General features: G+C 60.8%; 25 protein-coding genes. 10 read left to right on the plus strand and 15 right to left on the minus strand.

The genetic code is table 11. From position 1 onward, the window contains the following. Window positions 1-144: 144 nt before the first annotated feature. Window positions 145-1,119 (minus strand): D-erythronate dehydrogenase, encoded by a 975-nt coding sequence (denD, locus tag ACIROY_RS12545; protein WP_402272706.1) that lies wholly within the window; start codon window positions 1,117-1,119, stop codon window positions 145-147. 125 nt (window positions 1,120-1,244) lie between these two features. Between denD and ACIROY_RS12550 the strand changes: the two genes are divergently transcribed. Further along, window positions 1,245-2,033 (plus strand): FadR/GntR family transcriptional regulator, encoded by a 789-nt coding sequence (locus tag ACIROY_RS12550; RefSeq protein WP_402273810.1) that lies wholly within the window; start codon window positions 1,245-1,247, stop codon window positions 2,031-2,033. Window positions 2,034-2,105: 72 nt separating this feature from the next. Here the strand turns inward: ACIROY_RS12550 and ACIROY_RS12555 are convergent, their stop codons facing one another. From ACIROY_RS12555 to ACIROY_RS12575, 5 genes are all read right to left on the minus strand, one after another. After that, entirely contained in the window at window positions 2,106-2,672 is a 567-nt protein-coding gene (locus ACIROY_RS12555; protein WP_402341831.1) for a DUF4865 family protein, read from the minus strand. 156 nt (window positions 2,673-2,828) lie between these two features. Continuing rightward, window positions 2,829-3,245, minus strand: coding sequence for a MarR family winged helix-turn-helix transcriptional regulator (locus ACIROY_RS12560; RefSeq protein WP_402272702.1), 417 nt, complete (start codon window positions 3,243-3,245; stop codon window positions 2,829-2,831). Window positions 3,246-3,398: 153 nt separating this feature from the next. Continuing rightward, window positions 3,399-3,974, minus strand: a complete 576-nt coding sequence (locus tag ACIROY_RS12565; protein WP_402272700.1) for an elongation factor P — start codon at window positions 3,972-3,974, stop codon at window positions 3,399-3,401. 167 nt (window positions 3,975-4,141) lie between these two features. Beyond that, window positions 4,142-5,317, minus strand: a complete 1,176-nt coding sequence (earP, locus tag ACIROY_RS12570; protein ID WP_402341833.1) for an elongation factor P maturation arginine rhamnosyltransferase EarP — start codon at window positions 5,315-5,317, stop codon at window positions 4,142-4,144. Between the two features lie 97 nt (window positions 5,318-5,414). After that, window positions 5,415-6,206 (minus strand): SDR family NAD(P)-dependent oxidoreductase, encoded by a 792-nt coding sequence (locus tag ACIROY_RS12575; RefSeq protein WP_402341835.1) that lies wholly within the window; start codon window positions 6,204-6,206, stop codon window positions 5,415-5,417. A 94-nt stretch (window positions 6,207-6,300) separates the two neighbouring features. Here ACIROY_RS12575 and ACIROY_RS12580 point away from each other — a divergent pair, with 94 nt between their 5' ends. The 3 genes from ACIROY_RS12580 to ACIROY_RS12590 all read left to right on the plus strand — a co-directional run bounded on the left by ACIROY_RS12580 (window position 6,301) and on the right by ACIROY_RS12590 (window position 8,514). Further along, a complete protein-coding gene (locus ACIROY_RS12580; protein ID WP_402341837.1) occupies window positions 6,301-7,257 on the plus strand; it encodes a GNAT family N-acetyltransferase in 957 nt (318 codons plus the stop codon). Between the two features lie 138 nt (window positions 7,258-7,395). Continuing rightward, window positions 7,396-7,872: a MarR family winged helix-turn-helix transcriptional regulator gene (locus ACIROY_RS12585; protein WP_402272690.1), complete on the plus strand. Its 477-nt coding sequence runs from the start codon at window positions 7,396-7,398 to the stop codon at window positions 7,870-7,872. 216 nt (window positions 7,873-8,088) lie between these two features. Then, window positions 8,089-8,514, plus strand: a complete 426-nt coding sequence (locus ACIROY_RS12590; protein WP_402272688.1) for an organic hydroperoxide resistance protein — start codon at window positions 8,089-8,091, stop codon at window positions 8,512-8,514. Window positions 8,515-8,607: 93 nt separating this feature from the next. Here ACIROY_RS12590 and ACIROY_RS12595 read toward each other — a convergent pair whose 3' ends face one another. Genes ACIROY_RS12595 through ACIROY_RS12620 form a run of 6 tightly spaced genes read right to left on the minus strand, consistent with a single transcriptional unit; the run spans window position 8,608 to window position 13,082 of the window. Continuing rightward, complete coding sequence (locus tag ACIROY_RS12595) at window positions 8,608-9,105, minus strand: DUF2867 domain-containing protein (protein ID WP_402272686.1); 498 nt, start codon at window positions 9,103-9,105, stop codon at window positions 8,608-8,610. 7 nt (window positions 9,106-9,112) lie between these two features. Continuing rightward, window positions 9,113-9,292 (minus strand): cytochrome bd-I oxidase subunit CydX, encoded by a 180-nt coding sequence (cydX, locus tag ACIROY_RS12600; protein WP_402272683.1) that lies wholly within the window; start codon window positions 9,290-9,292, stop codon window positions 9,113-9,115. A gap of 29 nt (window positions 9,293-9,321) precedes the next feature. Further along, complete coding sequence (gene cydB, locus ACIROY_RS12605; RefSeq protein WP_402272681.1) at window positions 9,322-10,464, minus strand: cytochrome d ubiquinol oxidase subunit II; 1,143 nt, start codon at window positions 10,462-10,464, stop codon at window positions 9,322-9,324. A 55-nt stretch (window positions 10,465-10,519) separates the two neighbouring features. Continuing rightward, entirely contained in the window at window positions 10,520-12,163 is a 1,644-nt protein-coding gene (locus ACIROY_RS12610) for a cytochrome ubiquinol oxidase subunit I (RefSeq protein WP_402341839.1), read from the minus strand. After that, on the minus strand, window positions 12,150-12,437 hold the full coding sequence (gene cydP, locus ACIROY_RS12615) for a cytochrome oxidase putative small subunit CydP (RefSeq protein WP_402341840.1): 288 nt from the start codon (window positions 12,435-12,437) through the stop codon (window positions 12,150-12,152). Before cydP ends, ACIROY_RS12610 begins: the two co-directional genes overlap by 14 nt. 3 nt (window positions 12,438-12,440) lie before the next feature. Next, on the minus strand, window positions 12,441-13,082 hold the full coding sequence (locus tag ACIROY_RS12620; RefSeq protein WP_402272674.1) for a GbsR/MarR family transcriptional regulator: 642 nt from the start codon (window positions 13,080-13,082) through the stop codon (window positions 12,441-12,443). Between the two features lie 222 nt (window positions 13,083-13,304). On the opposite strand from ACIROY_RS12620, the gene ACIROY_RS12625 reads away from it, so the two are divergent. Next, complete coding sequence (locus ACIROY_RS12625; RefSeq protein WP_402272672.1) at window positions 13,305-14,210, plus strand: YihY/virulence factor BrkB family protein; 906 nt, start codon at window positions 13,305-13,307, stop codon at window positions 14,208-14,210. An 18-nt stretch (window positions 14,211-14,228) separates the two neighbouring features. On the opposite strand, the gene ACIROY_RS12630 is transcribed toward ACIROY_RS12625, so the two are convergent. Then, entirely contained in the window at window positions 14,229-15,461 is a 1,233-nt protein-coding gene (locus ACIROY_RS12630) for an FAD-dependent oxidoreductase (protein ID WP_402341842.1), read from the minus strand. A gap of 120 nt (window positions 15,462-15,581) precedes the next feature. Here ACIROY_RS12630 and ACIROY_RS12635 point away from each other — a divergent pair, with 120 nt between their 5' ends. Together ACIROY_RS12635 and ACIROY_RS12640 are read left to right on the plus strand one after the other, a co-directional pair. Next, window positions 15,582-16,430 carry an AraC family transcriptional regulator gene (locus tag ACIROY_RS12635; protein ID WP_402341844.1) on the plus strand — a complete coding sequence of 283 codons (849 nt, stop codon included), beginning with the start codon at window positions 15,582-15,584 and terminating at the stop codon, window positions 16,428-16,430. A gap of 40 nt (window positions 16,431-16,470) precedes the next feature. Further along, a complete protein-coding gene (locus ACIROY_RS12640) occupies window positions 16,471-18,171 on the plus strand; it encodes a tetratricopeptide repeat protein (protein ID WP_402341846.1) in 1,701 nt (566 codons plus the stop codon). Here the strand turns inward: ACIROY_RS12640 and ACIROY_RS12645 are convergent, their stop codons facing one another. Then, window positions 18,172-19,596, minus strand: a complete 1,425-nt coding sequence (locus ACIROY_RS12645; protein WP_402341848.1) for a heavy metal sensor histidine kinase — start codon at window positions 19,594-19,596, stop codon at window positions 18,172-18,174. A 24-nt stretch (window positions 19,597-19,620) separates the two neighbouring features. Further along, window positions 19,621-20,292: a heavy metal response regulator transcription factor gene (locus tag ACIROY_RS12650; RefSeq protein WP_402272659.1), complete on the minus strand. Its 672-nt coding sequence runs from the start codon at window positions 20,290-20,292 to the stop codon at window positions 19,621-19,623. Between the two features lie 224 nt (window positions 20,293-20,516). On the opposite strand from ACIROY_RS12650, the gene msrP reads away from it, so the two are divergent. Genes msrP through msrA form a run of 3 tightly spaced genes read left to right on the plus strand, consistent with a single transcriptional unit; the run spans window position 20,517 to window position 22,910 of the window. Beyond that, window positions 20,517-21,491 carry a protein-methionine-sulfoxide reductase catalytic subunit MsrP gene (msrP, locus tag ACIROY_RS12655; protein WP_402272656.1) on the plus strand — a complete coding sequence of 325 codons (975 nt, stop codon included), beginning with the start codon at window positions 20,517-20,519 and terminating at the stop codon, window positions 21,489-21,491. Window positions 21,492-21,504: 13 nt separating this feature from the next. Beyond that, a complete protein-coding gene (locus tag ACIROY_RS12660; protein WP_402341850.1) occupies window positions 21,505-22,206 on the plus strand; it encodes a sulfite oxidase heme-binding subunit YedZ in 702 nt (233 codons plus the stop codon). Continuing rightward, window positions 22,203-22,910 (plus strand): peptide-methionine (S)-S-oxide reductase MsrA, encoded by a 708-nt coding sequence (msrA, locus tag ACIROY_RS12665; protein ID WP_402341852.1) that lies wholly within the window; start codon window positions 22,203-22,205, stop codon window positions 22,908-22,910. Before ACIROY_RS12660 ends, msrA begins: the two co-directional genes overlap by 4 nt. The last annotated feature ends 152 nt before the right edge of the window (window positions 22,911-23,062 follow it).

Genomic DNA, 23,062 nt, shown 5'->3' on the forward strand with positions numbered 1-23,062 from the left:
GGCCGTGGCGGGGGAAAACGACACGGCCGGCAGTCTCCAATTCAGCGCGGGTTTGTCCGCGCTTTTTTTATGGCGTGGCAGATGATGCATCAAAAAAACGGCGCCGTTGCAGGCGCCGTTTTTTTACGAAATGAGCGGAAGAACTTATTTCTTCACTTCATCCTCGATATGCGCCTTCACGATGCCGGCGAAATCGCTGTCCGCCGTGAAACCCAGCGCCTTGGCGCGCTTGGCCTCAAAGCTGCCCGGCCAGGAGTTGACGATGCGCTTGATGGCGTCGTCTTCCTTCCATTCGATCAGCTTGACGACGTCGGCACCGGCAACCTGTTCCAACGCATCGACCATCTGACGCACGGACACCGACAGGCCGTCGATGCTGAGGAAGCGCGCCAGGCCAAGGTCGGCGCCGTTGATTTCATGGCCGTGGATCAGGTTGTCGATGGCTTTGCGCGGCGACATCAGCCACATGCGCGTGTCGGGCGCGACCGGGCAGACAGATGGCTGGCCGTTGAGCGGTTCACGGATGATGCCGCTGGCGAAGCTCGACGCGGCCTTGTTGGGGGCGCCCGGACGCACTGAAATGGTCGGCATGCGCAGCGCGCGGCCGTCGATGAAACCCTTGCGGCTGTAGTCGTTGACGAGCAATTCACCCATCACCTTTTGCGCGCCGTAGGAACTCTGCGGCATCAGCAATGCGTTGTCCGGCACTTGCGCCGGCAGGTCGCCGCCGAACACCGCCACCGAGCTGGTGAACACCACGCGCGGCTTGGTGCCCAGCGCGCGGGCGCGTTCCAGGATGAGGCGGGTGGCGTCGAAATTGATCTTCATGCCGAGTTCGAAATCAGCTTCGGCCTGGCCGCTGACGATGGCCGCCAGATGGAAGATCGATTGCGTGTCCTTGGTGATCGCGCGTTCGATGACGGCGGCATCGGCGATGTCGCCAACCACTGCGTCAATGCGCGCGTCGTCGAAGCCTTGCGCGGCCACGACGTCAAGCAGGGTGATGCGGCTGATGGTCTGCTGCTTGCCGTCGCTGCCGGTCAGCTGACCGCGCTTGAGCAATTGACGCGCCAGGCGGCTGCCCAGAAAGCCGGCGCCGCCGGTGATAACGATATGCATTTTATCTCCTCGATTTTTACGATGTGCAGGGAATGAATTCCGAAAGTTGTCATACAACTTTGCAGCCAGTGTAAAAAGAAAGCGGTATCATGTCAATCAACATGAAAAATACTCAGCTTTCGAAGATGGCTTCGCGCATCGCTTCGCCAGGACCGCTCGATTCCGCCAAGGGCACACTGGCCGATCGCGTGACAGGCGCATTGTACGAACAGATCCGTCAGGGTGATTTCGCGCCCGGCGCACGCATGCCTTCCGAGAATGAATTGACTGAACGCTTCCAGGTCAGCCGCACCGTGATTCGGGAAGCCATTTCTCGTCTCAAATCGGAAGGCCTGGTCGGTTCGCGCCGGGGCAGCGGCACTGTCGTCCTCGCGCCGAACAATGCGACGCCGTTCCGGCTCGACATCGATGTGCAGGATTCGATCCAGGCGGTGCTGCGCGTGATCGAGTTGCGCCGCGGCGTCGAGGGCGAGATGGCGGCACTGGCGGCGCAGCGCCGCACCAAGGCGGAGAATCAGCGCATCCGGCAGGCGCTGAAGGATATCGACAAGGCGGTGCTGGAAGGGCGCGACGGGGTGCCGGAAGACTTTGCTTTCCACGCAGCGATTTCCGAGGCCGCGCACAATCCGCTGTACACCTCGCTGCTGCAGTTCCTGAGCCAGTTCCTGCAGGCGGCGATTCGTGTGGCGCGGATCAATGAGGCGCGTCGCGAGGATTTCAGCCAGCAGGTGCGCAATGAGCACGCCGTGATTGCGCAGGCGATTGACGACGGCGACGCCGATGCAGCGCGCGCGGCGGCCTTGCGTCACATGGAGAATTCGGCGCAGCGCATCCAGGCTGCGGATACCGCGTTCTGGGCCAGCGAAGGCGGCAAGGCCGCGCGGCGTCTGGCGCAGACGAAGGGGCTTAAATAGAGCGCAGCCGGCCCGGGCAAGACTTGTTTCCGCTGTGCCCAAGGCGCCGCCGGCGATTTCCCGCGCATTGAATCAGACCCCGGGTTCCTTCTTCAGCGCGGGCGCGGAAAGGTGGGCTACTTCAAAGATTTTGCCGTGCGACGGGGATTGAACCGGCCGTGCCTGCCACAGCGCTATCCTCATCAGCTTCCAGTTATTGGTATCCAGCCCGACGAAAACCGAATGCAGGTCGTGTTCGCAGATCATCGCTTCTGCGTCGGTAGCGTGCAGTTCGCAAAGCTGCGCCAGGTCGACGTCGGCAGGAATGTCGATGAATTGCTGAGTCGCGAACGTCGGCGTTTGTGCGACCGCCGCTCCTTTTAAAAAGGCGACCTTGTTCCAGCGCTGCACAATCGGGCGACCGTATTTGGCGACTACCGCGCGAAATGCATCCGACAGCAGGAAGTCGCTCATGCCGTCGAGCTGATCCCAGAGATAGAACGGGGTATAGCGCGCCGGGCTGCCGTCGATGGCATCGGCGACCAGAAAGGCCTTGGAGTACAGCCCCGGCAATTGGTCGAAGCGGCTGCCAATTTCTCTGACGCGCGCTCTGACTGGTTCTGCATCTGGGACATCAAATCCGTATTGCATTGCAAACATGGTGTTCTCCTTGAGGTTGGATGGAATTCCGATAAGTCGGACCTGAGCGTGTCAGGCGGGATCATTGGTGAAAAGCGAAAAAACGCCTTCATCAATATAATTAGCAATGCAACTATATGGGGTAAAAATAAGCGCAAACACGCGCACGAAAAACAATCACTCCAGGGCTGAACGTACGTCCCTGATTTTCAGGACGGCATCGGCAAATTCCTGCTTGCCCAGGATCTTGCGGATCTTCTCCGCTGCGCCGCCCGCCGATGCATTCAGCGCCACCTTGATTTCAACGCCGGCGGGCGTCGGATACACCGAGATTTCCCTGCCGTCGCCGTCGGTCCTGCGACGCTCAAGCAAACCTTTTTGCTCCAGCGTATCGAGCGCACGTGTGGTGGTGGAGCGGGCGATGGCAAGCTCCGCCGCCAATTCACTTTGCAGCATTCCCGGCCTGTCGATGATGGCCCTGAGCATGAAGCCCTGCGGCGCTGTCAGGCCGAACGGCGCGAACGCTTCCGCCCACTCGCGCTCCAAGCGGCGGGACAGTGCTGCGGTATTGAAATAGAGGCAGTGATCAAACATGGATTCACAATACTGCAAATTAGTTCGCAATGCAACTACATTGAAAAGACGATGAGGTTTTTTGGAAAAAGGGGGAGGGAGCAACGACTGACGGAGGATGAAAAAAGCCGCGAAGAACGCGGCTTTTTTACTTGTACAGCGGAACAGCTGAAATCAGTTACGCACAACTTTCTTGTATTCGTTGGTGCGTGTGTCGATTTCGATCTGGTCGTCCTGGCTGACGAACAGCGGGACCATCACGACGATCTGATTGCCTTCGATCGCGTTTTCGATCTTGGCTTCCTTCAGGACGTTGCCCGAAGTATTGCCCTTGACGGCTGGTTCCGAGTACACGACCTGGCGCACGATGGTGGTTGGCAGTTCGACCGAGATTGCCTTGCCGTCATAGAAGACCGCTTCGCATTCCATACCGTCCTTCAGGTAGCCCAGTGCGTCGCCCAGGTTTTCGCCTTCGATTTCGAACTGGTTGTATTCGGAGTCCATGAACACGTACAGCGGATCGGCGAAGTAGGAGTAAGTCACTGCCTTCTTGTCCAGCACGACCACGTCGAACTTGTCGTCGCCGCGGAAAACGTTTTCCTGCGGGCTGTTGGTCAGCAGGTTCTTCATCTTCCACTTGTAAGTGAAGCCGGTGCGGCTCGAGCCGTTAACGTCGGAGCGCAGGACGATCATTGGCTTGCTGTCGACCATAATGATGTTGCCGACGCGAATTTCTTTTGCAAATTTCATAGCGAATATACGTAAAAAGTAGGTTGCGTAAAAATCTTCTGTAGCCTACTGGCAGAACCACACCGCAAGCCCACGTACGATTGAATTGATGTTGCTGAATCGATGATGCCTAAAAATTAGCCCTATATTTTAACCCATTTCCGGGCCGATTTTGCTGTTACTCGTGGTTACTTGCGCACCGACGCCGCAAACTTCAGCAAATTTGACGTCAAATCGCCATTTGCCAACAGCTGTTGCCGCCATTCCATGGACAGATCGGCAAGCTGTGGCAATTCGGCAGCAAGCAGCGGCCAGCGCGTCGCCATGTCGGTCTGTTCCGTGAAGGCGCCGTTCCAGGTCAGCATCATGGCTTGCATCGCCGGTGTGGCTGCTTTGTAGATGGCGAGGAAAGCCTTCAACTTGATATGGTGCAAGTTTTCATCCTGCGGGTAGATGTGCCAGACAAAGGGCTTGCCGGCCAGTTGCGCACGCACGAAGGAATCTTCTCCGCGTGCGAAGTTGAGGTCGCAGGCCCATAGCAGCTTGTCGTAATCGGGTTGTGGCACGAACGGCAGCACGCGCACCGTCAGCGTCCCTTGCGTGGCATGGGCGCCGGCAACCGGTGTCCGGCCGAGGAAGGCTTGCACGGCGTCGGTTGCGACGCCTTCCGGGACGAGGCAGGTGACGGCGCGGCCGCCGTCGCCCCAGGCGGCGAACAGGTCCGTGATCGGCGCCTGCGGATAGCAGAACAGCGAGACCTTGAGCGCGGCCGTCTCGGCCTCGGTTACGCCGAATTGCGCAAGGAAGCCGGCGGCGGCGCGCGGATCGGCAAGAAAAGCGTCGCGTCGTTCAGTCAGGCCGGATTCGATCTGCAGGCCGCCGGTGCGTTGGTTGAATCCGGGAAAGAAGAAGTACTTCGTCAACGGCAGTTGCGGATGCGGCGAAGGCAGCGTGTGGCAGCCTTCCACCCAGGTTTCCGCCGTCAGGCCTTCCAGGTTCAGCCAGACCGGACGTGGCGCGCATTCCGACATGGCCTTGATATAACCGGGCGGGATGTTGCAGGCAAAAAACTCGATCACGATGTCCGGTATGTCAGCGACGCCGAATACGCCGTCCTGATCGCGCCAATGCCGGACGACGACGCCTTGAATTTCCTGCGTCTCACAAGCGGTCGCGACCTCCGGGCAGATCCGCTGAAAACTCTTCAGATCGTCGACCCATAAGGTGACGACAACCCCGTGTTCCTTTTGCAATTGCCGCGCCAGCCGCCAGCAGATACCGATATCGCCATAGTTGTCGACCACCTTGCAGAACAGGGCGAGGGAGATGGCGTGCGGCGCCTGCGAGGATGTTGTTGAAAGCATTTCCGGAGTGTGCGGGATGTCGGAGGGCAAGAAATAAGCGGCATGAGTGCGACCATTGAGACCGCAGTCAAGCTGGTCCGCATGATACAGGATGGGCTCACGAAGCGAGGAATCCGCCATCTGCTGCCAGCACGTGTCCGACGACGTACGATGCTGCGCCGGACAGCAGCCATAACACGGCTTCGGCGACTTCCTCCGGTTGCCCCATGCGTCTGAGCGGCAAGCCTGCGGCCACTGCGGACATGTCGGCAATGCCTGATGAAAGCATCATGTCGGTGACCACTCTGCCGGGAGCGATCGCGTTGATGCGGACGCCGTGGGGCGCATATTCCATGGCCGCCGACCGCATCAGCGAGATGGCGGCCGCCTTGGAGGCGGAGTAGAGGGCAAGCCCCGGATTGGGATTGCGTACGCCGCTGACGGAGGTATTGATGACGATGCTGCCGTTGCCGCGAGCCGCCATCGGCGGCAATTGGTATTTCAGGCACAAGAACACGGCACGCACGTTGGCGTCGAAGATGGCGTCGTAGACAGCGGATTCCTGCGCGTGCAGGGATGCCCGTCGTTCCTGTCGCCCGGCATTGTTGAAGGCTGCGTCCAGGCGTCCGAATTGCGTCAGTACGGTGTCGATCAGTCGTTGAACGTCGCCTTCCTGCGTCACATCGGTTTGCACATAGAGGCTTTGTGCACCGGCGGCGCGGCATTCGGCGGCCACGGCTTCTCCCTCCGGCTGACGCCGGCCTGCAATCACCACGGCGCTGGCGCCCGCACGCGCCATGCGAATCGCAGCGGCACGACCGATGCCGCTACCGCCTCCGGTCACCAGGGCAACTTGTCCGGTCATGTCGTACGGACGGGCGCTGCATTCCTTTTGCGGCATCGTTTCCATGGCATTTCTCCTGAGGGGCGCATTTGAATCACAATAATCTTCCCGTGATTTATAGTTGTATAATACAACTATATAAAAACGAAGGATGAAAAATATGCAAAAACCAGGCTCTCCGCCGGACCTTTCTTTTGTCGACGGCATCCGTACCGCTTCGCGCCGGATGGTGCGCGAATTGGGCTTCATGCAATCCACGCTGGCGGCGACCGACTATCCGCCGTCTGCCGTGCACGCCATTATCGAGATCGGCGCGCGCAAATCGATGAGCGCAGCGCAGCTTGCCGAATTCCTCGGTCTTGAAAAGTCCAGCGTCAGTCGTATGGTGCGCAAGCTGGTCGAGGCAGGGGAATTGCAGGAGCGGGCCAGCGACGTCGATGGCCGCGTCAAATGGCTGGCGTTGACGCCGCAAGGCCGACGTACACTGACTGCCGTCCAGGCGTTCGGCCGCAAGCAGGTCCTCGGGGCGCTCGAACAATTGAGTGCGGATCAGCAAGCCGCCGTAGCGCAAGGGCTGAGTGTCTATGCGCTGGCGCTGGAAGCGCGCCGGTCGGGCGAGGCAATCGTGCACGCCGACGAGATTCGCATCGTCGCCGGTTATCAGGCTGGTGTGATCGGCCGTATCGTTCAGATGCATGCGATGTTTTACGCGCGCAGCGTTGGCTTCGGCTGCTTTTTCGAGAGCAAGGTGGCGGCGGGACTGGCAGAATTCGTGCCGCGTCTGGATCATTCGCGCAATGGTTTGTGGCTGGCGGTGCAAGGTCAGCGCATCGTCGGCTCGGTGGCCATCGACGGCCAGGATCTGGGCGACAACAAGGCGCATTTGCGTTGGTTCATCGTCGATGACGGTCTGCGCGGAGCAGGCGTGGGGCGCCGTCTGATGGCGGCGGCGATGGCGTTTTGCGATGCACAGGGATTTGCGTCGGTGCAGTTGTGGACTTTCCAGGGATTGGATGCGGCGCGCCGTCTGTATGAGAGCTGCGGATTCCGGCTCAAGGAAGAATGGCCGGGAGCGCAGTGGGGCAAGGAGATGGTGGAGCAGCGCTTCGAGCGGTGATCCTTTTCTGTTGGCGGCCGGCAGGGAGGGGGTCTTGCGCATCGGCAAGTATCTGCAAGTTTGTTGTATTTTTAAATCAATGCAGATTTTGATTTAAATTGCTTGCAATTTAATTTTTGGCTATGTATTATTCACTCCATGGCAAACGCAAACACATCGAAGAACGCAGCAGCGATTGATCAGGCCCTGATGCTTGAAAATCAATTGTGCTTCGCCATGTATTCGGCGTCACTGGCGATGACCAAGGTCTACAAGAAGTTGCTGAAGGATCTCGACATCACTTATCCGCAATACCTGGTCATGCTGGTCTTGTGGGAAAAGGACGAAGTCACCGTGTCCGACCTGGGCGGCAAGCTGTTCCTCGATTCGGGTACGCTGACGCCGTTGTTGAAGCGCATGGAAGCGATGGGTTTGCTGCACCGCGCCCGCGACACTGAAGATGAGCGTCGCGTCGTGGTCCGGCTCAGCCAGGATGGACGTGCCCTGCGCAAGCGGGCGATGGCGGTGCCGGAGCGGCTGATGTGCGCCTTGCCGCCGCTGGAGCAAGTCGCCAACCTGCGCGAGCAATTGAAAGATCTGCGCAAGGGCTTGCTGGACGACGCCGAGGGTTCTTGATGCCGTTGTGTGCTTCTGGTATCTGCAGGAGCAGTCGTATTTGGTTTTACTCGCTTATTATTTATATTGTTAGCAATTTTATTGTTTAAAATTTAAATTCCTTGCAGTTTGCGGCGTTTGGGATTTAAATGAATTTTTTACCCTGGTTTCAACCCTGAATTACCAATAATCGATGCCTCCCCGCATCTTCTTCTGAACCACTCGAAAGGAAACAAAATGAAAATCGAAAAAGCACTCTACCAAGCGACTGCAACTGCAACCGGCGGCCGTGAAGGCTCGGCCAAGTCGTCCGACGGCATCCTGGACGTCAAGCTGACCACACCAAAAGAACTGGGCGGCGCAGGCGGCAACGGCACCAATCCTGAACAACTGTTCGCAGCCGGTTACTCGGCTTGCTTCCTGGGCGCGATCAAGTTCGTCGGCGGCCAGGAAAAGATCGCCATTCCTGCTGACACCAGCATCACCGGCACCGTCGGCATCGGCACCATTCCAGGCGGCTTCGGCATCGAAGTGGCACTGAACATTTCCCTGCCGGGCCTGGATCGCGCAGTTGCACAATCGGTGATCGACAAGGCGCATCAAGTCTGCCCATACTCGAACGCCACACGCGGCAACATCAACGTGACACTGACACTGGTTTAATACTGGTATCAATTTCACACATCGCGATCATCGATGAAAAAAGCCCCGCCGGTCAAACGGCGGGGCTTTTTGTTTTTACGGAACAAGTAGAGTTCAGCTACGCAAGTTGTTCAGCATCGCCGGCACGATGCACCGGTGAAACGGCATGATCACACCGAGATAGGCGCGGCCGAGCAACTGATTGGTGCGTACTGCCGTGGTCAGCGTCAGCTGGGCCGGTGACGTCGGTGTGGCGGCATCGCGCCGGACCCAGACACGGAAATCCAGATGCTTGTCGTCGAAGCCGAGCTGCACCAGGTCGTCGTTCTGCGCAATGATCGGAAAACCCGCCACGCCACTGTGCCTGTCGTCGCCGACCTGCATGTCGGCTGCGCGCAGGCCGAACACTGCCACCGCGCGATTGCGGATCGACACCAGTAGCGTGACCCAGGACGGCGCGCGACGGAACATCTGTTCAGCCAGTTGGGCAGCCGACTGGCGTGCTTGTTCATCGCTGAGGGCAATGCGGAATGCATCGGCAAAACCGGCGCCGGGCAGCGCCTGCAGCAGGGCGGCGTCGGTATCGACGAGGTGGGCGGAAGGTGTTTTCATCGCGGCCTCACGGTTTGAGCGGACGTTTTTTTGCCAGCTCGGCCTGGGCGCTGGCGGCGACAAAGCGTTCGCGGGTTTCGTCTTCCTTGCGGCGGCCGAAGGCGTAGTTCGCCTCCAGCCACATGACGTTGATGATGCCGAAGGCCAGCGCCAGGCCGACTCCGAGTATCCAGGCGAAATACCACATGATGTTCTCCTTCTCGACGATGTAATTGGTTAGTAGGCGGTGTGTTCGTTGTCGGCGATGTGCTTGAGCGTCACCTTGCCGCGCATGACGCGATACACCCAGGCCGTGTAGAGCATGATCAGCGGCAGGAAGAACAGCACCAGCCAGAACATGATCCCCAGCGTCTTGTGACTCGACACCGCATCCCAGACCGTCAGGCTGCTGCGCGGGTCCAGCGACGACGGCATGATGAACGGAAACATGGCGGTGGCTGCGGTCAGGATGATGCCGGTCACCGCAATGCCGCTGCTGATGAAAGCCAGCCGCGCCTTGCGCCACGCGCCGAAGATCAGCACCAGCAGCAATCCGGCGATGGCGGCGATCGGGATCGCCTTGGTGGCGGGCCAGCGCGTGTAGTTTTCCATCCATGCGCCGGAGACGATTTCAACCGTCTTCGCCAGCGGCATGAAAGCGCTGTTGGCGCTCGGCATGTCGGTGATGCTGTAGCCGTCGACGCCGTACGCGACCCAGAAGCCGGCCGCGACGAACAAGGCGAGGGTGGCGAGTGCGCCCCACAGTGCAATCTTGCGCGCGCGCACTGCAATCGCCGCTTCGGTCTTCACCATGATGAAGGTGGCGCCGTGGGTCAGCAGCATCGCCACGCTCAGCACGCCGGCCAGCAGGCCGAAGGGATTGAGCAGTTCGAAGAAGCTGCCGGTGTATTCCACCCGCATGGTGTCGTCGTAGTGGAACGGCACGCCCAGCAGCAGGTTGCCAAAGGCCACGCCGCAGATCAGCGGCGGCACGACGCCGCCGACGAACAGGCCCCAGTCCCAGGCGTTGCGCCAGCGCGGATCGGCCACCTTGCTGCGATAGTCGAAGCCGACCGGGCGGAAGAACAGCGAGAATAGCAGCACCATCAGTGCGATGTAAAAGCCGGAGAAGGCGGTCGCATAGACCAGCGGCCAGGCCGCGAAGGTGGCGCCGCCGGCGGTGATGAACCAGGTCTGGTTGCCTTCCCAGGTGGGGCCGATGGAGTTGATCAGCACGCGGCGTTCGGCGTCGGTCTTGCCGACGAAGGGCAACATCATGCCCACGCCGAAGTCGAAGCCGTCGGTCAGCGCGAAGCCGATGATGAGCACGCCGACGAAGGCCCACCAGATGATTTTTAAGGTTTCGTAATCGAAGATCATGAGGATTTCCTTGTGTACTTCTTCGTGAATGTGATCAGTTGCATAAACACTGGCATCAGCGCGTCGGCTTCGACAGCGGCGGACGTGGCCGCGGTGGTTGCGGCGGCACCGGCGGCTTGGCTGCAACAGCCGGTTTCTTTTCCTTCTCCAGCAGCTCCCAGTGGTACTTGCCGGTGTGCAGGCTGCTCGGTCCGCGCTTGGCGTACTTGATCATCAGCATCATTTCCACCACCAGCAGAAAGGTATAGAACAGGATGAATCCGGCCAGGCTGAAATACAGGCTTGACGGTTGCAGGGTCGAGGCCGACAGATGGGTCGGCAGGATGCCGGCGATGGTCCACGGCTGGCGGCCGTATTCGGCCACGATCCAGCCCAGCTCGGCGGCGATCCACGGCAGCGGGATGCTGAACACGGCCAGGCGCAGCAGCCAGCGTTGCGGCGCCAGTTGCTTGCGCACCAGGAAGTAGAACGAGGCCGAGAAGATGAACAGGAACAGCATGCCCAGCGCCACCATCCCGCGGAACGACCAGAACAGCGGCGCCACGTTCGGGATGGTGTCGTCGACCGCCTTGGCGATCTGCTGCGGCGTGGCGTCGATCACGTTGGGGGTGTACTTCTTGAGCAGCAGGCCGTAGCCGAGATCTTGCTTGAGCTTGTCGAATTCGGCGCGCGCCTCGGGCGACTTGTCGCCGGACTTCAAGCGCGTCAGTGCAGCGTAGGCCAGCATGCCGTTGCGGATGCGTACTTCGTGTTCTTTCTTGAGGTCCTTGATGCCGATCACCGGCGTATCGACCGAGCGCGTGGCGATCAGGCCCAGCACATAAGGCACCTTGAAGGCATAGTCGGTGCGTTCGCCCTTGTTGTCGGGCAGGCCGAAGACGGTGATGCCGGCGGGCGCAGGATGGGTTTCCCATTCGGCTTCGATGGCGGCCAGTTTGACCTTGTTGACTTCGCCGGCGGTGTAGCCGGACTCATCGCCGAGCACGATCACCGACAGCGTCGAGGCCAGGCCGAAGCCGGCTGCAACCGCAAACGAGCGCAAGGCGAACGCCGTGTCGCGGCCCTTGAGCAGGTAATAGGCGGACACGCCCAGCACGAACATCGACGCCGTGACGTAACCGGCCGCAACCGTGTGCACGAACTTCACCTGCGCCACCGGATTGAAGATCACGTCGGTCATGCTGACCAGTTCCATGCGCATAGTTTCAAAGTTGAATTCCGCGCCGACCGGATTGTTCATCCAGCCGTTGGCGATCAGGATCCACAGCGCCGACAGGCTCGATCCCAGCGCCACCAGGAAGGTCACCATCAGATGCTTGACGCGCGACAGGCGGTCCCAGCCGAAGAAGAACAGGCCGACGAAAGTCGACTCCAGGAAGAACGCCGCCATGCCTTCGATCGCCAGCGGCGTGCCGAAGATGTCGCCGACGTAGTGCGAGTAATACGACCAGTTGGTGCCGAACTGGAACTCGAGTGTGATGCCGGTGGCCACGCCCATGGCGAAGTTGATGCCGAACAGCTTGCCCCAGAAGCGCGTCATGTCCTTGTAGATGGGACTGCCGGTCATGACGTAGACGGATTCCATGATGACCAGGATCCAGGACAGGCCGAGCGTCAGGGGAACGAACAGGAAGTGATACAGCGCCGTGATGGCGAACTGCAGGCGCGACAGACTGACGACTTCGTCAATGGGAAGCATGAGGGACCTCGGAGGTGGAAGGTGATGCGTTGGTTGTAATTGATGCGGGAGATGCAGATTCCGGCGCCGGCGCCAGCAGATGCTGTTCCACCTGGGCGGTGGGCATGCGCATCTTCTTGGCCTGCGGTTCGGAGAAAAAGGTTTTTGCCAGCACCGTCAGGAGCGCGATCTTGACCACCAGGATCAAGGCGATTTCAGCGCCAAGCGGCAATTTGGTCAGGCGCGGCAGGCGCCACAGGCTATGCGTGCGCAGCAACCATGAAGGTCTGGACATGGGTCACTCCTTGGCTTGGTCGGGAGAGGCTAGGGCAGCCTTCTCGCTTTTTTCGTTCTTGTCGCCCTTGTCGTTGCTTTTGTCATTCTTCTCTCCGCCGAAGCGGAACTTGTCCTTGACGTCCAGCAGCTTCTTGATCTTCGAGCCCATCTTCATGAGCGAAGACAAGGTTTCCGGCGACAGCCGCTGTACGTCGTCGAACCAGGAGCTGGACAGCTCGATCAGGTCGTACATTTCGCGCATGCGCTTTTGTGCATGTTTGTCGTCGACGCTGGCCGGCGTTTCCAGCAACGCATCCCGCAGCATCGACAGCGTTGGTTCGATTTCGCGGCGGCGGCGCTCTTCCAGCAAGGCCTTGAAGATATCCCAAATATCCTTCGGCGGTTCAAAATATTCACGGCGGTCGCCGGGCTGATGGAGCAGCTTGACCAGCCGCCACGATTGCAGCTCCTTGAGCCCCATGCTGACGTTGGAGCGCGAGAAACTCAGGTAATCGGCGATTTCATCGGCGTTCAGCGGACGCGCCTGCACATACAGCAGGGCATAGATCTGGCCGACGGTGCGGTTGATGCCCCAACGGCTGCCCATCTCGCCGAAATGGAGGATGAAGCGCTGCATCAGGGGGCTGAGGGTGTTGGGTTCCATGGAAAATTCCTGGGGGAGGGGGCGGAGCGGCATCGTGGATTGTTTTGAATTTTCAGTAATTACTGAAATATACGACATTTCAGGAATCCAAACAATCGCTGCGTTGCCGCATGACGACGCGCCGGTGTCGAAAAACCTCCAAAAAACTGCGAAAAACAGCATCTTTCGGGAATCAAACCGGCTTCCGGGCGATCCGACCACTTATTTGTACGGAAAAACACCATGCCCCACACCTTCATCCGCAAACTGCCCGACGAAACCCGCGCGCAACAGGCCTGGCAGCTCAGCAAAGGCGCCGTGACCGCGTGGCTGGACGATTTTGCGCCGAGCATGGGCGCGGCCATCGCTTACTACACGATCTTTTCGCTGGCGCCGATGCTGGTGATAGCGATTGCGGTGGCCGGCATGATCTTTGGCCATGACGCAGCGCAAGGCGAAATCGTCGGGCAGATCCAGGGCGTGGTCGGGGTGGAAGGCGCGATGGCGGTGCAGGGTTTGCTGAAATCGGTGAGCGAGCCGCGGGATGGCATCATCGCCGCCGGTCTCGGCATCGTCACGCTGGTGATCGGCGCCACCGCCGTGTTCGCGGAATTGCAAAGCGCGCTCGACCGCATCTGGCACATCCCGGCGGCGCCCCGCGACAGCGGCATCTGGCTGCTGATCCGCAAGCGTCTGCTGTCGTTCGGCCTGATTCTCGGCCTCGGCTTCATGCTGATCATTTCGCTGGTGGCCAGCGCCGGACTGGCGGCGCTGGGGAAATGGTGGGGCAGCTGGTTTATCGGCTGGGAAATCCTGCTGCAGGTGCTGAACTTCGCGATTTCATTCGCTGTTTTTACCGGGTTGTTTTCGGTGATCTACAAATACCTGCCGAGCGTGCGGCTGGCGTGGCACGACGTACGCGCCGGCGCGGTCGCCACGACCATCCTGTTCATCATCGGCAAATACCTGATCGGGCTGTACCTGGGGCGCGCGGGCATGACCTCGGGTTTCGGTGCGGCCGGTTCGTTCGCCTTGCTGCTGGCGTGGATCTATTATTCAGCGCAGATCTTCCTGCTGGGAGCGGAATTTACCTGGGTGTACGCCAATCGCTATGGCTCGCGCGCACAATTGCGCGCATCCGGCGGCTGACCTGGGGTGGTTGTTGCCTCAGTCGGTCACGGCGTTTTCGTCGCGGCCGAGCAATTGACGGTTGCCTTGTTGCGATGACTCCAGCGCGGCAAAACTGCGTGCGCACATCAGGCTTTCATAGAGATCGATGGCGGGCGTGATGGTGTCCACCTTCTCGACGCCACCGGCCTCGCGCTGTGCTTCGACCAATGCGCGCGTCAACAGTGCGGCATCGGCCAGCGCGCTATTGGCGCCCAGACCGCCGGCCGGACTCATCGCATGGATCGCATCTCCCAGCGCCGTCACCCGCGACGCCTTCCACAGGCACGGCAGGCTCGCCGTGCGTATCGGCACCAGCGCACGCATGGCCGGATTGCAGGACTCGTACACCAGCTTCAGTGCCGGCGACCAGCCGGCGGTGACGGCGCCGATCTTTTGCGTCAGCTCGGCCGCACTCAGGCGCAGCGCCGCATCCGCACCTTGGTCCAGACCGAAGCGTTCACGCGCGCCGACCAGAGCCCAGTACAGATAGTCGTCCGGTTGCGGCAGGCCGTCGTCAAAGTCATTGTCGCCAAAGCGCATGGCGTCGATCACGCCCGCCAATCCTTTTTCAAAAATCACACTGGTGCCGGCTTGCAGCTGATGCGCCAGCGTCGCACGCAAGGCTGCGGTCAACGGCGTCTTGCCGTAGACGCAGACGTCGCCGGTGTCCTGCGGCCGCATCGCCGGAAAGCGTTGCGCCGCCACCGCCGAATGGACGCCGTCGGCCGCCACCAGCACGTCTCCCGTGACGCTGCCGCCATTGACGAAATGCGCCGTCACGCGGCCATCGACAGTTTCTTCGTAGTGCAGGAATTGGGTGCCGAAATGCACCTCGCGCCGCAAGCCCTCCAACAGCACCTGACGCATGGTCTGGCGGTCGGCCAGGCTGTCCGCCGCGCCGCCTTCCGCCGCGCCCTTGCGCCAGCTGCTGACCCATTTACCCGCCAGCGGCTGCAATTGTCCGTTGACGGTGTTGACGCCGGCGGCCGCCTGTGCGCAGGTGGCGCTGAACAGCCGGTACCGCTCTGGCGGCAGGCAGGCTTGCAGCGCATCTCGGCCGTTGTGGTCGATACGGATGCGATAGCCCTGTGTGCGGCTGAACGGCGACGCGTCCTTTTCATAGACGGCGACCGAGATGCTGTTTTGCTTCAGACCTTGGGCCAGGCACAGGCCGCCCAGACCGGCGCCGATGACGATCACATGCAGGGATGAAGAAGGGAATGGCTTCACGTTTTTCCTTTCGCTGGAGGGATGCAGAATCACTGTGCAGAACTGTCGGGATGGACAGTATTGAGCGAAAGCGGGAAAGCGTGATAACGTTGTTTGGACAGAATATATTGAAATCCGGCCATGACAAAAGAACTCTACGCACAATTCGCCGACGTCAGCGACCGCGCCGATGGACCGCCTCTGATTGCGATCTGGGGCGACGATTTGCGCGCCGACGAATTCGAGCGGCTCAAGATCGGTACGCGCGAATACGACTGGCACACGCATTTGCGCGGCCAGCTTTTCTGCATCGAAAGCGGCCTGGTGCATGCGCGCACCAGGCACGGTTCGTGGCTGCTGCCGCCGCAGCGCGCCGGCTGGATTCCACCGGGTGAATTGCATCAGGCCGACATCCTCGGCGTGATGAGCGGCTGGAGCATCCTGATCTCACCGGAAGCCTGTCGCGGGCTGCCTGACAAGCCGTGCGTGATCGGTGTCTCCGACCTGATGCGGGCGCTGGTGCGGCGCGCGGTGACGTGGAGCACTCAGGATGCGTTGTCGCCGGCGCAACGGCGCGTAATGAACGTGCTGCTCGACGAAGTGCGGCAAGCGCCGCACGAGCCGCTGCATCTGCCGTTGCCGACGGATCGCCGCCTGCTGCGTATCGTCTCGGCCATCATGCAGGAGCCGGCGGACAACCGCACGCTGGAACAATGGGCCGAATGGGCCGGTCTGTCGCCGCGCACCATGAGCCGGCTGTTTCGCGTTGAGGTTGGTTGCAGTTTCGCCCAATGGCGGCAGCAAGCACTGCTGACGCATGCGCTCGAGCGATTGGCGCGGGGAGAGCAGGTGGCATCGGTGGCGGATGCGCTCGGCTATGCATCGCCGAGCAATTTCATCGCCATGTTCCGGCGCTGTTTCGGCGAATCGCCGGGGCGCTATTTCAACGGCAATGTCAGCGGCAATTTCAATGGTAACGTCGGCGCCTAGCCGAAACAAGTCGGGGCGCATGCGTGTTAACATCGCGCCCATGAATAATAACGACGCCATCGCCCAGGCTTACCTGTTTTTCCAGCACGGCCAGCTGGAAGCGGCTCACGCCATCCTGCAGCCGCTGGCGCAGCAGGCCGCCGCCGATTTCAATTTGCTGCACCTGGCCGGCGCCGTCGCCGCCGGCTTGCAGCTGCACGCGCAGGCGATCGAGTTGTACCGCCGCGCGCTGGCGCTGACGCCGGGCGACCTTGCAGTGAGCTACAAGCTCGGCCGTGTCCTGTATGACGCGGGCAAGCATCAGGAAGCGCTGAGCCTCTATTTGCAACTGATCGCCGCCGGCGTGCAGCATGCCGATGTTTTCCACGCCGCTGCCTTGCTGCTGCAGGACTTCAATCGCAATGAAGAAGCGCTGCAAGCAGTCGAACACGCCTTGCGCCTGGCGCCGCAGAACCCCGATGCCTGGCATCGTCACGGCGTCTTGCTGCAGCGCCTGCAACGTCCGGGCGACGCCTTGCAGAGCCTGCAGCAAGCAGTTTCTCTGGCGCCCGCACAGAGCGTGTATCGCTTTGATCTGGCCTTGCTGCAGTACGAACTCCATCGCAACGAAGAGGCGCTGGCCAGCGTCGACCAGGTGCTGGCGCAGGAGCCGGAGTTCGGCGACGGCTGGGTGTGCCGCGCGGCGACGCTGGGACGCCTGCGCCGCTACGAGGAATCGATCACGTCCGCCCGGAAAGCCTTGAACTTGCGCGCCGGCTATGCCGACGCCAGCGTCAACCTGGCGCTGACCCTGCTGGCGCTGGGACGTTTCGACGAAGCCTGGCCCTTGTATGAATCGCGCTGGCAGGGCGAGCGCGCCGATCCGCAGCGTCATGGCGGTATTGCGCGCTGGCCCGGAGTGGGTGCCGCCGCCGGCAAGACCGTGCTGTTGTGGGCCGAGCAAGGCCTGGGCGACGCCATTCAATTTTCGCGTTATGCGCAACAGGTTGCCGCGCTCGGTGCGAATGTCGTGCTTGAAGTGCATGCCGCGCTGAAGACGCTGTTGGAAACGCTGAAAACCGATTTGGACTCGGGCAAGCCCACACCCATCATCGTGAAAGCCATTGGCGAAGATTTGCCGGCAGTCGATTACCAGGTGCCGCTGATGAGCCTGCCGCTGATGTTCGGCACGCGCCCGGATACGATCCCGTCACCGCAGGCGTACCTGCGCGCCGGATCGCACATGCAACAGAGCTGGGCGCAATCGCTGGAACAGGGCACGGAAGGCGACCGGCCGCTGCGCATCGGCATCGTCTGCTCGGGCAACGCCGGCAACCACAACGATCGCCGCCGTTCGATTCCCTTGCAGGCGTTTAGCCCCTTGCTGGATATCGCCAACGCCGAATTCTTCCTGCTGCAACCGGAGCTGCGCCAGCGTGACGCCGACTGGTTGCAGAGCACATCTGCGCTGCAATGGCCCGGACGTGAATTGCAAGCCTTCGACGACACCGCTGCGCTGATTGCCAATCTGGATCTGGTAGTTGGCGTCGATACCGCTGCTGTGCATCTGGCCGGCGCGTTGGGTGTTCCCGTTTGGATATTGCTGTCGCACGCCGCCGACTGGCGCTGGCTGCTGGAACGCGACGACAGCCCTTGGTATGCCTCGGCGCGTCTGTTCAGGCAGACGACGGCAGGTGACTGGGATGCAGTGATGACGCGTGTTCGGACGGAACTGGCGGCGCTGAAGCAAGCCGCCGGCTGATCAGCGCAGAGTGACCTTCCCCCGAGTGGAGAAGAGCAGACTGAAGGCGATCCAGCCGTCGGCTGAACACGCCACTGCCGCCGTGCCGCCGTGCACGGTCATGATGGCCTTGACGATCGCCAGGCCGAGACCGTTGGATTCGGTGAATTCGCTGCGAGACTTGTCACCGCGATAGAAGCGGTCGAACATGCGTTCCATCTGTTGCCGCGTCATCGCCGCACCGCGATTGGCGACATCGATGGTGACGCCGTCGGCAGTCGGCCGAGCGCTGATCCTGATGGCGGTGCCGGCGTCGCCGTAGCGCACCGCATTGACGACGAGGTTGCTCACTGCGCGTCGCCACATCACGAGGTTGGCGCTGCAGGCCAGACCCGGCGCCACATCGACTTCGAACTGCATGTCGCGCTCGGCGGCCACGCCTTCGAAATAATCGGCGATCTTCTGCAACTCTTCCTTCAGGTCGATTGCGCTGCGGTCGACCACCAGTTCCGCGTGATCGGTCTGCGCCAGGAACAGGATGTTTTCAATGATGCGCGACAGGCGTGTCAATTCTTCCAGGTTCGATTCCAGCAGCTGCTCATACTCTTCCACGTTGCGGCGCTGGCCCAGGGTCACCTGCGTCTGCCCCATCAGGATGTTGACCGGCGTACGGATCTCATGCGCCAGGTCGGCGGAAAACTGCGACAGATGTTCGTAGCCGTTTTCGAGCCGGTCCAGCATGGCGTTGAGGGCGCCGGCGAGTTGGCGCAATTCGGCCGGCGCGTCTTCTTCGCGCAGCCGGGTGCTGAGGTTGGCCGGCGTGATCTCGGCGGCGCGGCGGCTCATGCGGGTCAGCGGCATCAGGTCGCGCCGCAGCACGGCGAAGCCGAGCACCGAGGTCAGCAACACGGCCAGCGCGACGGCGGCGACCACGCGCCACAGGTACACCGTCATCATGCGCGACTCTTGCGTCATGACATAGGCGGCGACGATCTCGACGGTATCGTTGTGGTTGCCGACGTCCGCCAGCGCGGCGACCCAGCGTACGCGCACACCGTCGGCGCGCATGCCGTCATGCAGAGAAGATATCCTGAGCGGCACGCCGATGGCGACCGGCGTCATCGCCGGCGGCGTCAGGTTGTCGGGATTCATGTTGATGAACGGCGCTTCGCCCTGGCGGCGGAAGATGCGCACATCCTGCTCGTTGCCGAGCATGCTCTCGAACAGGGCGGGGCGCTGCTCCATCTGCTCGACGTTGTAGAGGTCGTGCAGCAGGTTGCGGAAATGTTCCACGCGGCCGATCAGCGTGTAGTCGGCGCGCACTTCCAGCGACTGGCGCGCCGAGTTGTAGAGGTACATGCCGAGTCCGGTGACCACCAGGCAGGCGATCAACGCAAACAGCGCGCTGACGCGGAACGCCAGCGTCCAGGAACGCCACGGTCTCATTGCCGGACTTTCATTGCGCGTCCTTCATGGCGTTTCCGAAAACATGTAGCCGATGCTGCGCACGGTATGGATCAGTTTCTTTTCGAACGGCGCATCGATCTTCGCGCGCAGGCGCTTGACTGCGACGTCGACGACGTTGGTGTCGCTGTCGAAATTCATGTCCCACACCTGCGAGGCGATTACCGAGCGCGACAAGGCTTCACCTTGGCGCTTGATCAGCAGATGCAGCAGAAGAAATTCCTTGTTGGTCAGCACGATATTGACGCCTTGCCGGGTGACCTTGTGGCGCACGTGATCGAGCTGCAGGTCGGCCACCTGATAGACCTCGGCGTCGCGCGTGACGCCGCGGCGCAGCAGCGTGCGAATGCGCAGCACCAGCTCGGTGAATGAAAACGGCTTGACCAGGTAATCATCGGCGCCCAGTTCCAGCCCGCGGATGCGATCGTCGACGTGGTCGCGCGCGGTCAGGAAAATCACCGGCAGGTCGCGCTTGGCGCGCAGCGCGCTCATCACCTGCCAGCCGTCAGTGCCAGGCAGCATGACGTCGAGCACCACCAGGTCGTAGTTCTGTTCCATCGCCATGTGCAGGCCGTCGGTGCCGGTGCGCGCGAGATCGACCGTATAGCCGGATTCGCGCAAGCCCTTCTTGAGGTAGTCGCCGGTTTTCGGATCGTCTTCGATGACAAGGATGGCCATGCTGGGCTTGAGTAGGGTTCAGAGGTTGGACAGTAGATGTGGCTGCATTCTAGCAATTCGGGGCGGGCGCTCGATGACAAATTTGTCATCAAATTGCCATCTTGATGACACTGCCCCTGCCATAGGATGATGGTGCAAAAGAAGCGTCCACGCCATGCATCATCGTCTCGTATCGTGCTGTCAGGCAACAAATCGCATCCATTCATTATTCCAGGGAAACCGCCATGCTGATCAAAATCCGTCCAGACCAGATCGATATTCCGCTCGCTTCGGAGATCACGCCGCAAGAAGTCTACGCCTCGCGCCGCGCTTTCATGGGCAAGGTGGCGGCAGGCGCAATCGCTGGCAGCGGCCTGCTCGGCGCCGGCAGCGCGTTTGCTCAGTCGGCTACGGCGCGCAAATTGCCTGCCAAGCTCAACAGCGCCTACGCGGTGATGGACAAGCCGACCGCCTACCAGGACGCGACGACGTACAACAATTATTACGAGTTCGGCACCGACAAGGCCGACCCCGCGCGCACCGCCGGCACGCTCAAGACCACGCCGTGGACCGTCAGCATTGAAGGCGAGGTCAAAAAGCCGTTCACGCTCGACCTCGACGCGCTCATGAAACTGGCGCCGCTGGAAGAACGCATCTACCGCCTGCGTTGCGTCGAAGGCTGGTCGATGGTGATTCCGTGGATCGGCTATTCGCTGTCGGCGTTGATCAAGAAAGCCGACCCGACCGGCAACGCCAAGTACATCGAATTTGTCACCCTGGCCGACAAAAAACAGATGCCCGGCTTGTCGGATCCGATCCTGCAATGGCCGTACACCGAAGGCCTGCGCATGGACGAAGCGAACCATCCGCTGACCTTGCTGACCATGGGCATGTACGGTGAAGTGCTGCCGAATCAGAACGGCGCGCCGGTGCGCGTCATCGTGCCGTGGAAGTACGGTTTCAAATCGGCCAAGTCCATCGTCAAGATCCGCTTCCTCAAGGATCAGCCGAAGACGGCCTGGAACATGTATGCCGCGCAGGAATACGGTTTCTATTCCAACGTCAATCCCAACGTCGATCATCCGCGCTGGTCGCAGGCCAGCGAACGCCGCATCGGTGAAGACGGCTTCTTCGCACGCAAGCGCAAGACGCTGATGTTCAACGGCTACAACGATGTGGCCGGCTTGTACACCGGCATGGACCTCAAGAAGTACTTCTGACGCCGGAGCAAGCATGCAATTTCTCAAGAAGCTGTCGGGCTTGTCACCGCGCGGGGTACTGCGACTGCGCAACCTGCTGTTCGTGCTGGCGCTGCTGCCGCTGGTGCGACTGGTGGCATTCGGTTTCCTGGACCGGTTGGGCGCCAATCCGATCGAATTCATCACGCGCAATACCGGCGACTGGGCCTTGTATTTCCTCTGCATCACGCTGGCGGTGACGCCGCTGCGCAAGCTGACCAAATGGAACTGGTTGGTGCGCCTGCGCCGCATGCTGGGCTTGTACGCGTTCTTTTACGTGGCGTTGCACTTCACGATTTTCTTCTGGCTCGATCATTTCTTCGACGTGCAGGAAATGTGGGCGGACATCGTCAAGCGGCCATTCATCACGGTCGGCGTGCTGGCCTTCGTGCTGCTGATTCCTCTGGCCGTCACCAGCACCAACGGCATGGTGCGCAGGCTCGGCGGCAAGCGCTGGCAATGGCTGCACCGCCTCACCTACGTGATCGTGCCGCTGGGCGTGCTGCATTTCTGGTGGGTCAAGGCCGGCAAGAACCTGCTGGCGCAACCGATCCTGTTTATGACCATCGTGGCGCTGCTGTTGCTGACGCGCGTGCTGTCGAAAAATAACCGCCAACGGATGGCGCAATTATGGTCGCGGCGCAGTGCCGGCAATGCAGGAACGACGGGAACTACTTTGATGAAAGAAAGTAAATGATGAAAAACACGTTGTACAAATACGGTCTGCCGTTCGTGCTTGCAGCTTCGGCGCTGGCGTTGTCGGCATCGCCGGTGTTCGCGGCCGAATCGGCATTCAGGATTCCGCCGCCGAAAAGTGCACCAGCCAACGCAGCTGCCACTGAGACGGTGGTCCTCGCCGGCGGTTGCTTCTGGGGCGTGCAGGCGGTGTTCCAGCACACGCTGGGGGTGACCAGCGCAGTGTCGGGCTATGCTGGCGGCGCCAAGGACACGGCGCGCTACGATATGGTCGGCAGCGGTTCCACCGGCCATGCCGAAGCGGTCAAGGTCACCTTCGATCCGCGCAAGGTTTCTTACGGCAAGATCCTGCAAATCTATTTCTCGGTGGTGCATGATCCGACCCAGCTCAATCGCCAGGGACCGGACAGCGGCACGCAATATCGCTCGGCCATCTTCTATCAAAGCGACGAGCAGAAGCGCATTGCCTCCGACTACATTGCCCAGCTCGATGCGGCCAAGGTCTATCCTGCGCGCATCGTCACGCAACTGACGCCGCTGGCGCCGACGGCGTTCTATGCGGCCGAGGATTATCACCAGGATTTCGCCACGCTGCATCCGACACAAGGTTATATCGCGCGTTTCGATCTGCCCAAGATCGAGAATTTCAAGCAAATGTTCCCCTCCGACTATCGCGCCGCGCCGGTCCTCGTCTCCAGCAAATAATTTGTCCGCATGCTTCCTTTCGCGAGAAGGGAAGGATGACAAATTTGTCACCGCTTTGTCATCCGTTTAACCCGCTGCGCCTCCTACACTGATCGTCAATCCTGTGCACCGTTCGTCGGCGTGCGGGATCGACTACAGATTAAAAATACAAG

Source organism: Herbaspirillum sp. NPDC101396, assembly GCF_044767365.1.
In the GTDB taxonomy this organism is placed as follows: Bacteria; Pseudomonadota; Gammaproteobacteria; order Burkholderiales; family Burkholderiaceae_D; genus Herbaspirillum.

Bases quoted from the DNA above. Each gene is read 5' to 3' on its own strand.
- ACIROY_RS12580 (WP_402341837.1), top strand. From the start codon at position 6,301: ATGCAAAAACCAGGCTCTCCGCCGGACCTTTCTTTTGTCGACGGCATC.
- ACIROY_RS12585 (WP_402272690.1), top strand. From the start codon at position 7,396: ATGGCAAACGCAAACACATCGAAGAACGCAGCAGCGATTGATCAGGCC.
- ACIROY_RS12640 (WP_402341846.1), top strand. From the start codon at position 16,471: ATGAATAATAACGACGCCATCGCCCAGGCTTACCTGTTTTTCCAGCAC.
- ACIROY_RS12645 (WP_402341848.1), bottom strand. From the start codon at position 19,596: ATGAGACCGTGGCGTTCCTGGACGCTGGCGTTCCGCGTCAGCGCGCTG.
- ACIROY_RS12660 (WP_402341850.1), top strand. From the start codon at position 21,505: ATGCAATTTCTCAAGAAGCTGTCGGGCTTGTCACCGCGCGGGGTACTG.
- ACIROY_RS12560 (WP_402272702.1), bottom strand. From the start codon at position 3,245: ATGTTTGATCACTGCCTCTATTTCAATACCGCAGCACTGTCCCGCCGC.
- ACIROY_RS12575 (WP_402341835.1), bottom strand. From the start codon at position 6,206: ATGGAAACGATGCCGCAAAAGGAATGCAGCGCCCGTCCGTACGACATG.
- ACIROY_RS12555 (WP_402341831.1), bottom strand. From the start codon at position 2,672: ATGTTTGCAATGCAATACGGATTTGATGTCCCAGATGCAGAACCAGTC.
- cydB (WP_402272681.1), bottom strand. From the start codon at position 10,464: ATGATCTTCGATTACGAAACCTTAAAAATCATCTGGTGGGCCTTCGTC.
- ACIROY_RS12595 (WP_402272686.1), bottom strand. From the start codon at position 9,105: ATGAAAACACCTTCCGCCCACCTCGTCGATACCGACGCCGCCCTGCTG.
- msrP (WP_402272656.1), top strand. From the start codon at position 20,517: ATGCTGATCAAAATCCGTCCAGACCAGATCGATATTCCGCTCGCTTCG.
- ACIROY_RS12565 (WP_402272700.1), bottom strand. From the start codon at position 3,974: ATGAAATTTGCAAAAGAAATTCGCGTCGGCAACATCATTATGGTCGAC.
- earP (WP_402341833.1), bottom strand. From the start codon at position 5,317: ATGCTTTCAACAACATCCTCGCAGGCGCCGCACGCCATCTCCCTCGCC.
- ACIROY_RS12610 (WP_402341839.1), bottom strand. From the start codon at position 12,163: ATGCTTCCCATTGACGAAGTCGTCAGTCTGTCGCGCCTGCAGTTCGCC.
- ACIROY_RS12550 (WP_402273810.1), top strand. From the start codon at position 1,245: ATGGCTTCGCGCATCGCTTCGCCAGGACCGCTCGATTCCGCCAAGGGC.
- ACIROY_RS12625 (WP_402272672.1), top strand. From the start codon at position 13,305: ATGCCCCACACCTTCATCCGCAAACTGCCCGACGAAACCCGCGCGCAA.
- msrA (WP_402341852.1), top strand. From the start codon at position 22,203: ATGATGAAAAACACGTTGTACAAATACGGTCTGCCGTTCGTGCTTGCA.
- ACIROY_RS12590 (WP_402272688.1), top strand. From the start codon at position 8,089: ATGAAAATCGAAAAAGCACTCTACCAAGCGACTGCAACTGCAACCGGC.
- cydX (WP_402272683.1), bottom strand. From the start codon at position 9,292: ATGTGGTATTTCGCCTGGATACTCGGAGTCGGCCTGGCGCTGGCCTTC.
- denD (WP_402272706.1), bottom strand. From the start codon at position 1,119: ATGCATATCGTTATCACCGGCGGCGCCGGCTTTCTGGGCAGCCGCCTG.
- ACIROY_RS12635 (WP_402341844.1), top strand. From the start codon at position 15,582: ATGACAAAAGAACTCTACGCACAATTCGCCGACGTCAGCGACCGCGCC.
- cydP (WP_402341840.1), bottom strand. From the start codon at position 12,437: ATGTCCAGACCTTCATGGTTGCTGCGCACGCATAGCCTGTGGCGCCTG.
- ACIROY_RS12620 (WP_402272674.1), bottom strand. From the start codon at position 13,082: ATGGAACCCAACACCCTCAGCCCCCTGATGCAGCGCTTCATCCTCCAT.
- ACIROY_RS12650 (WP_402272659.1), bottom strand. From the start codon at position 20,292: ATGGCCATCCTTGTCATCGAAGACGATCCGAAAACCGGCGACTACCTC.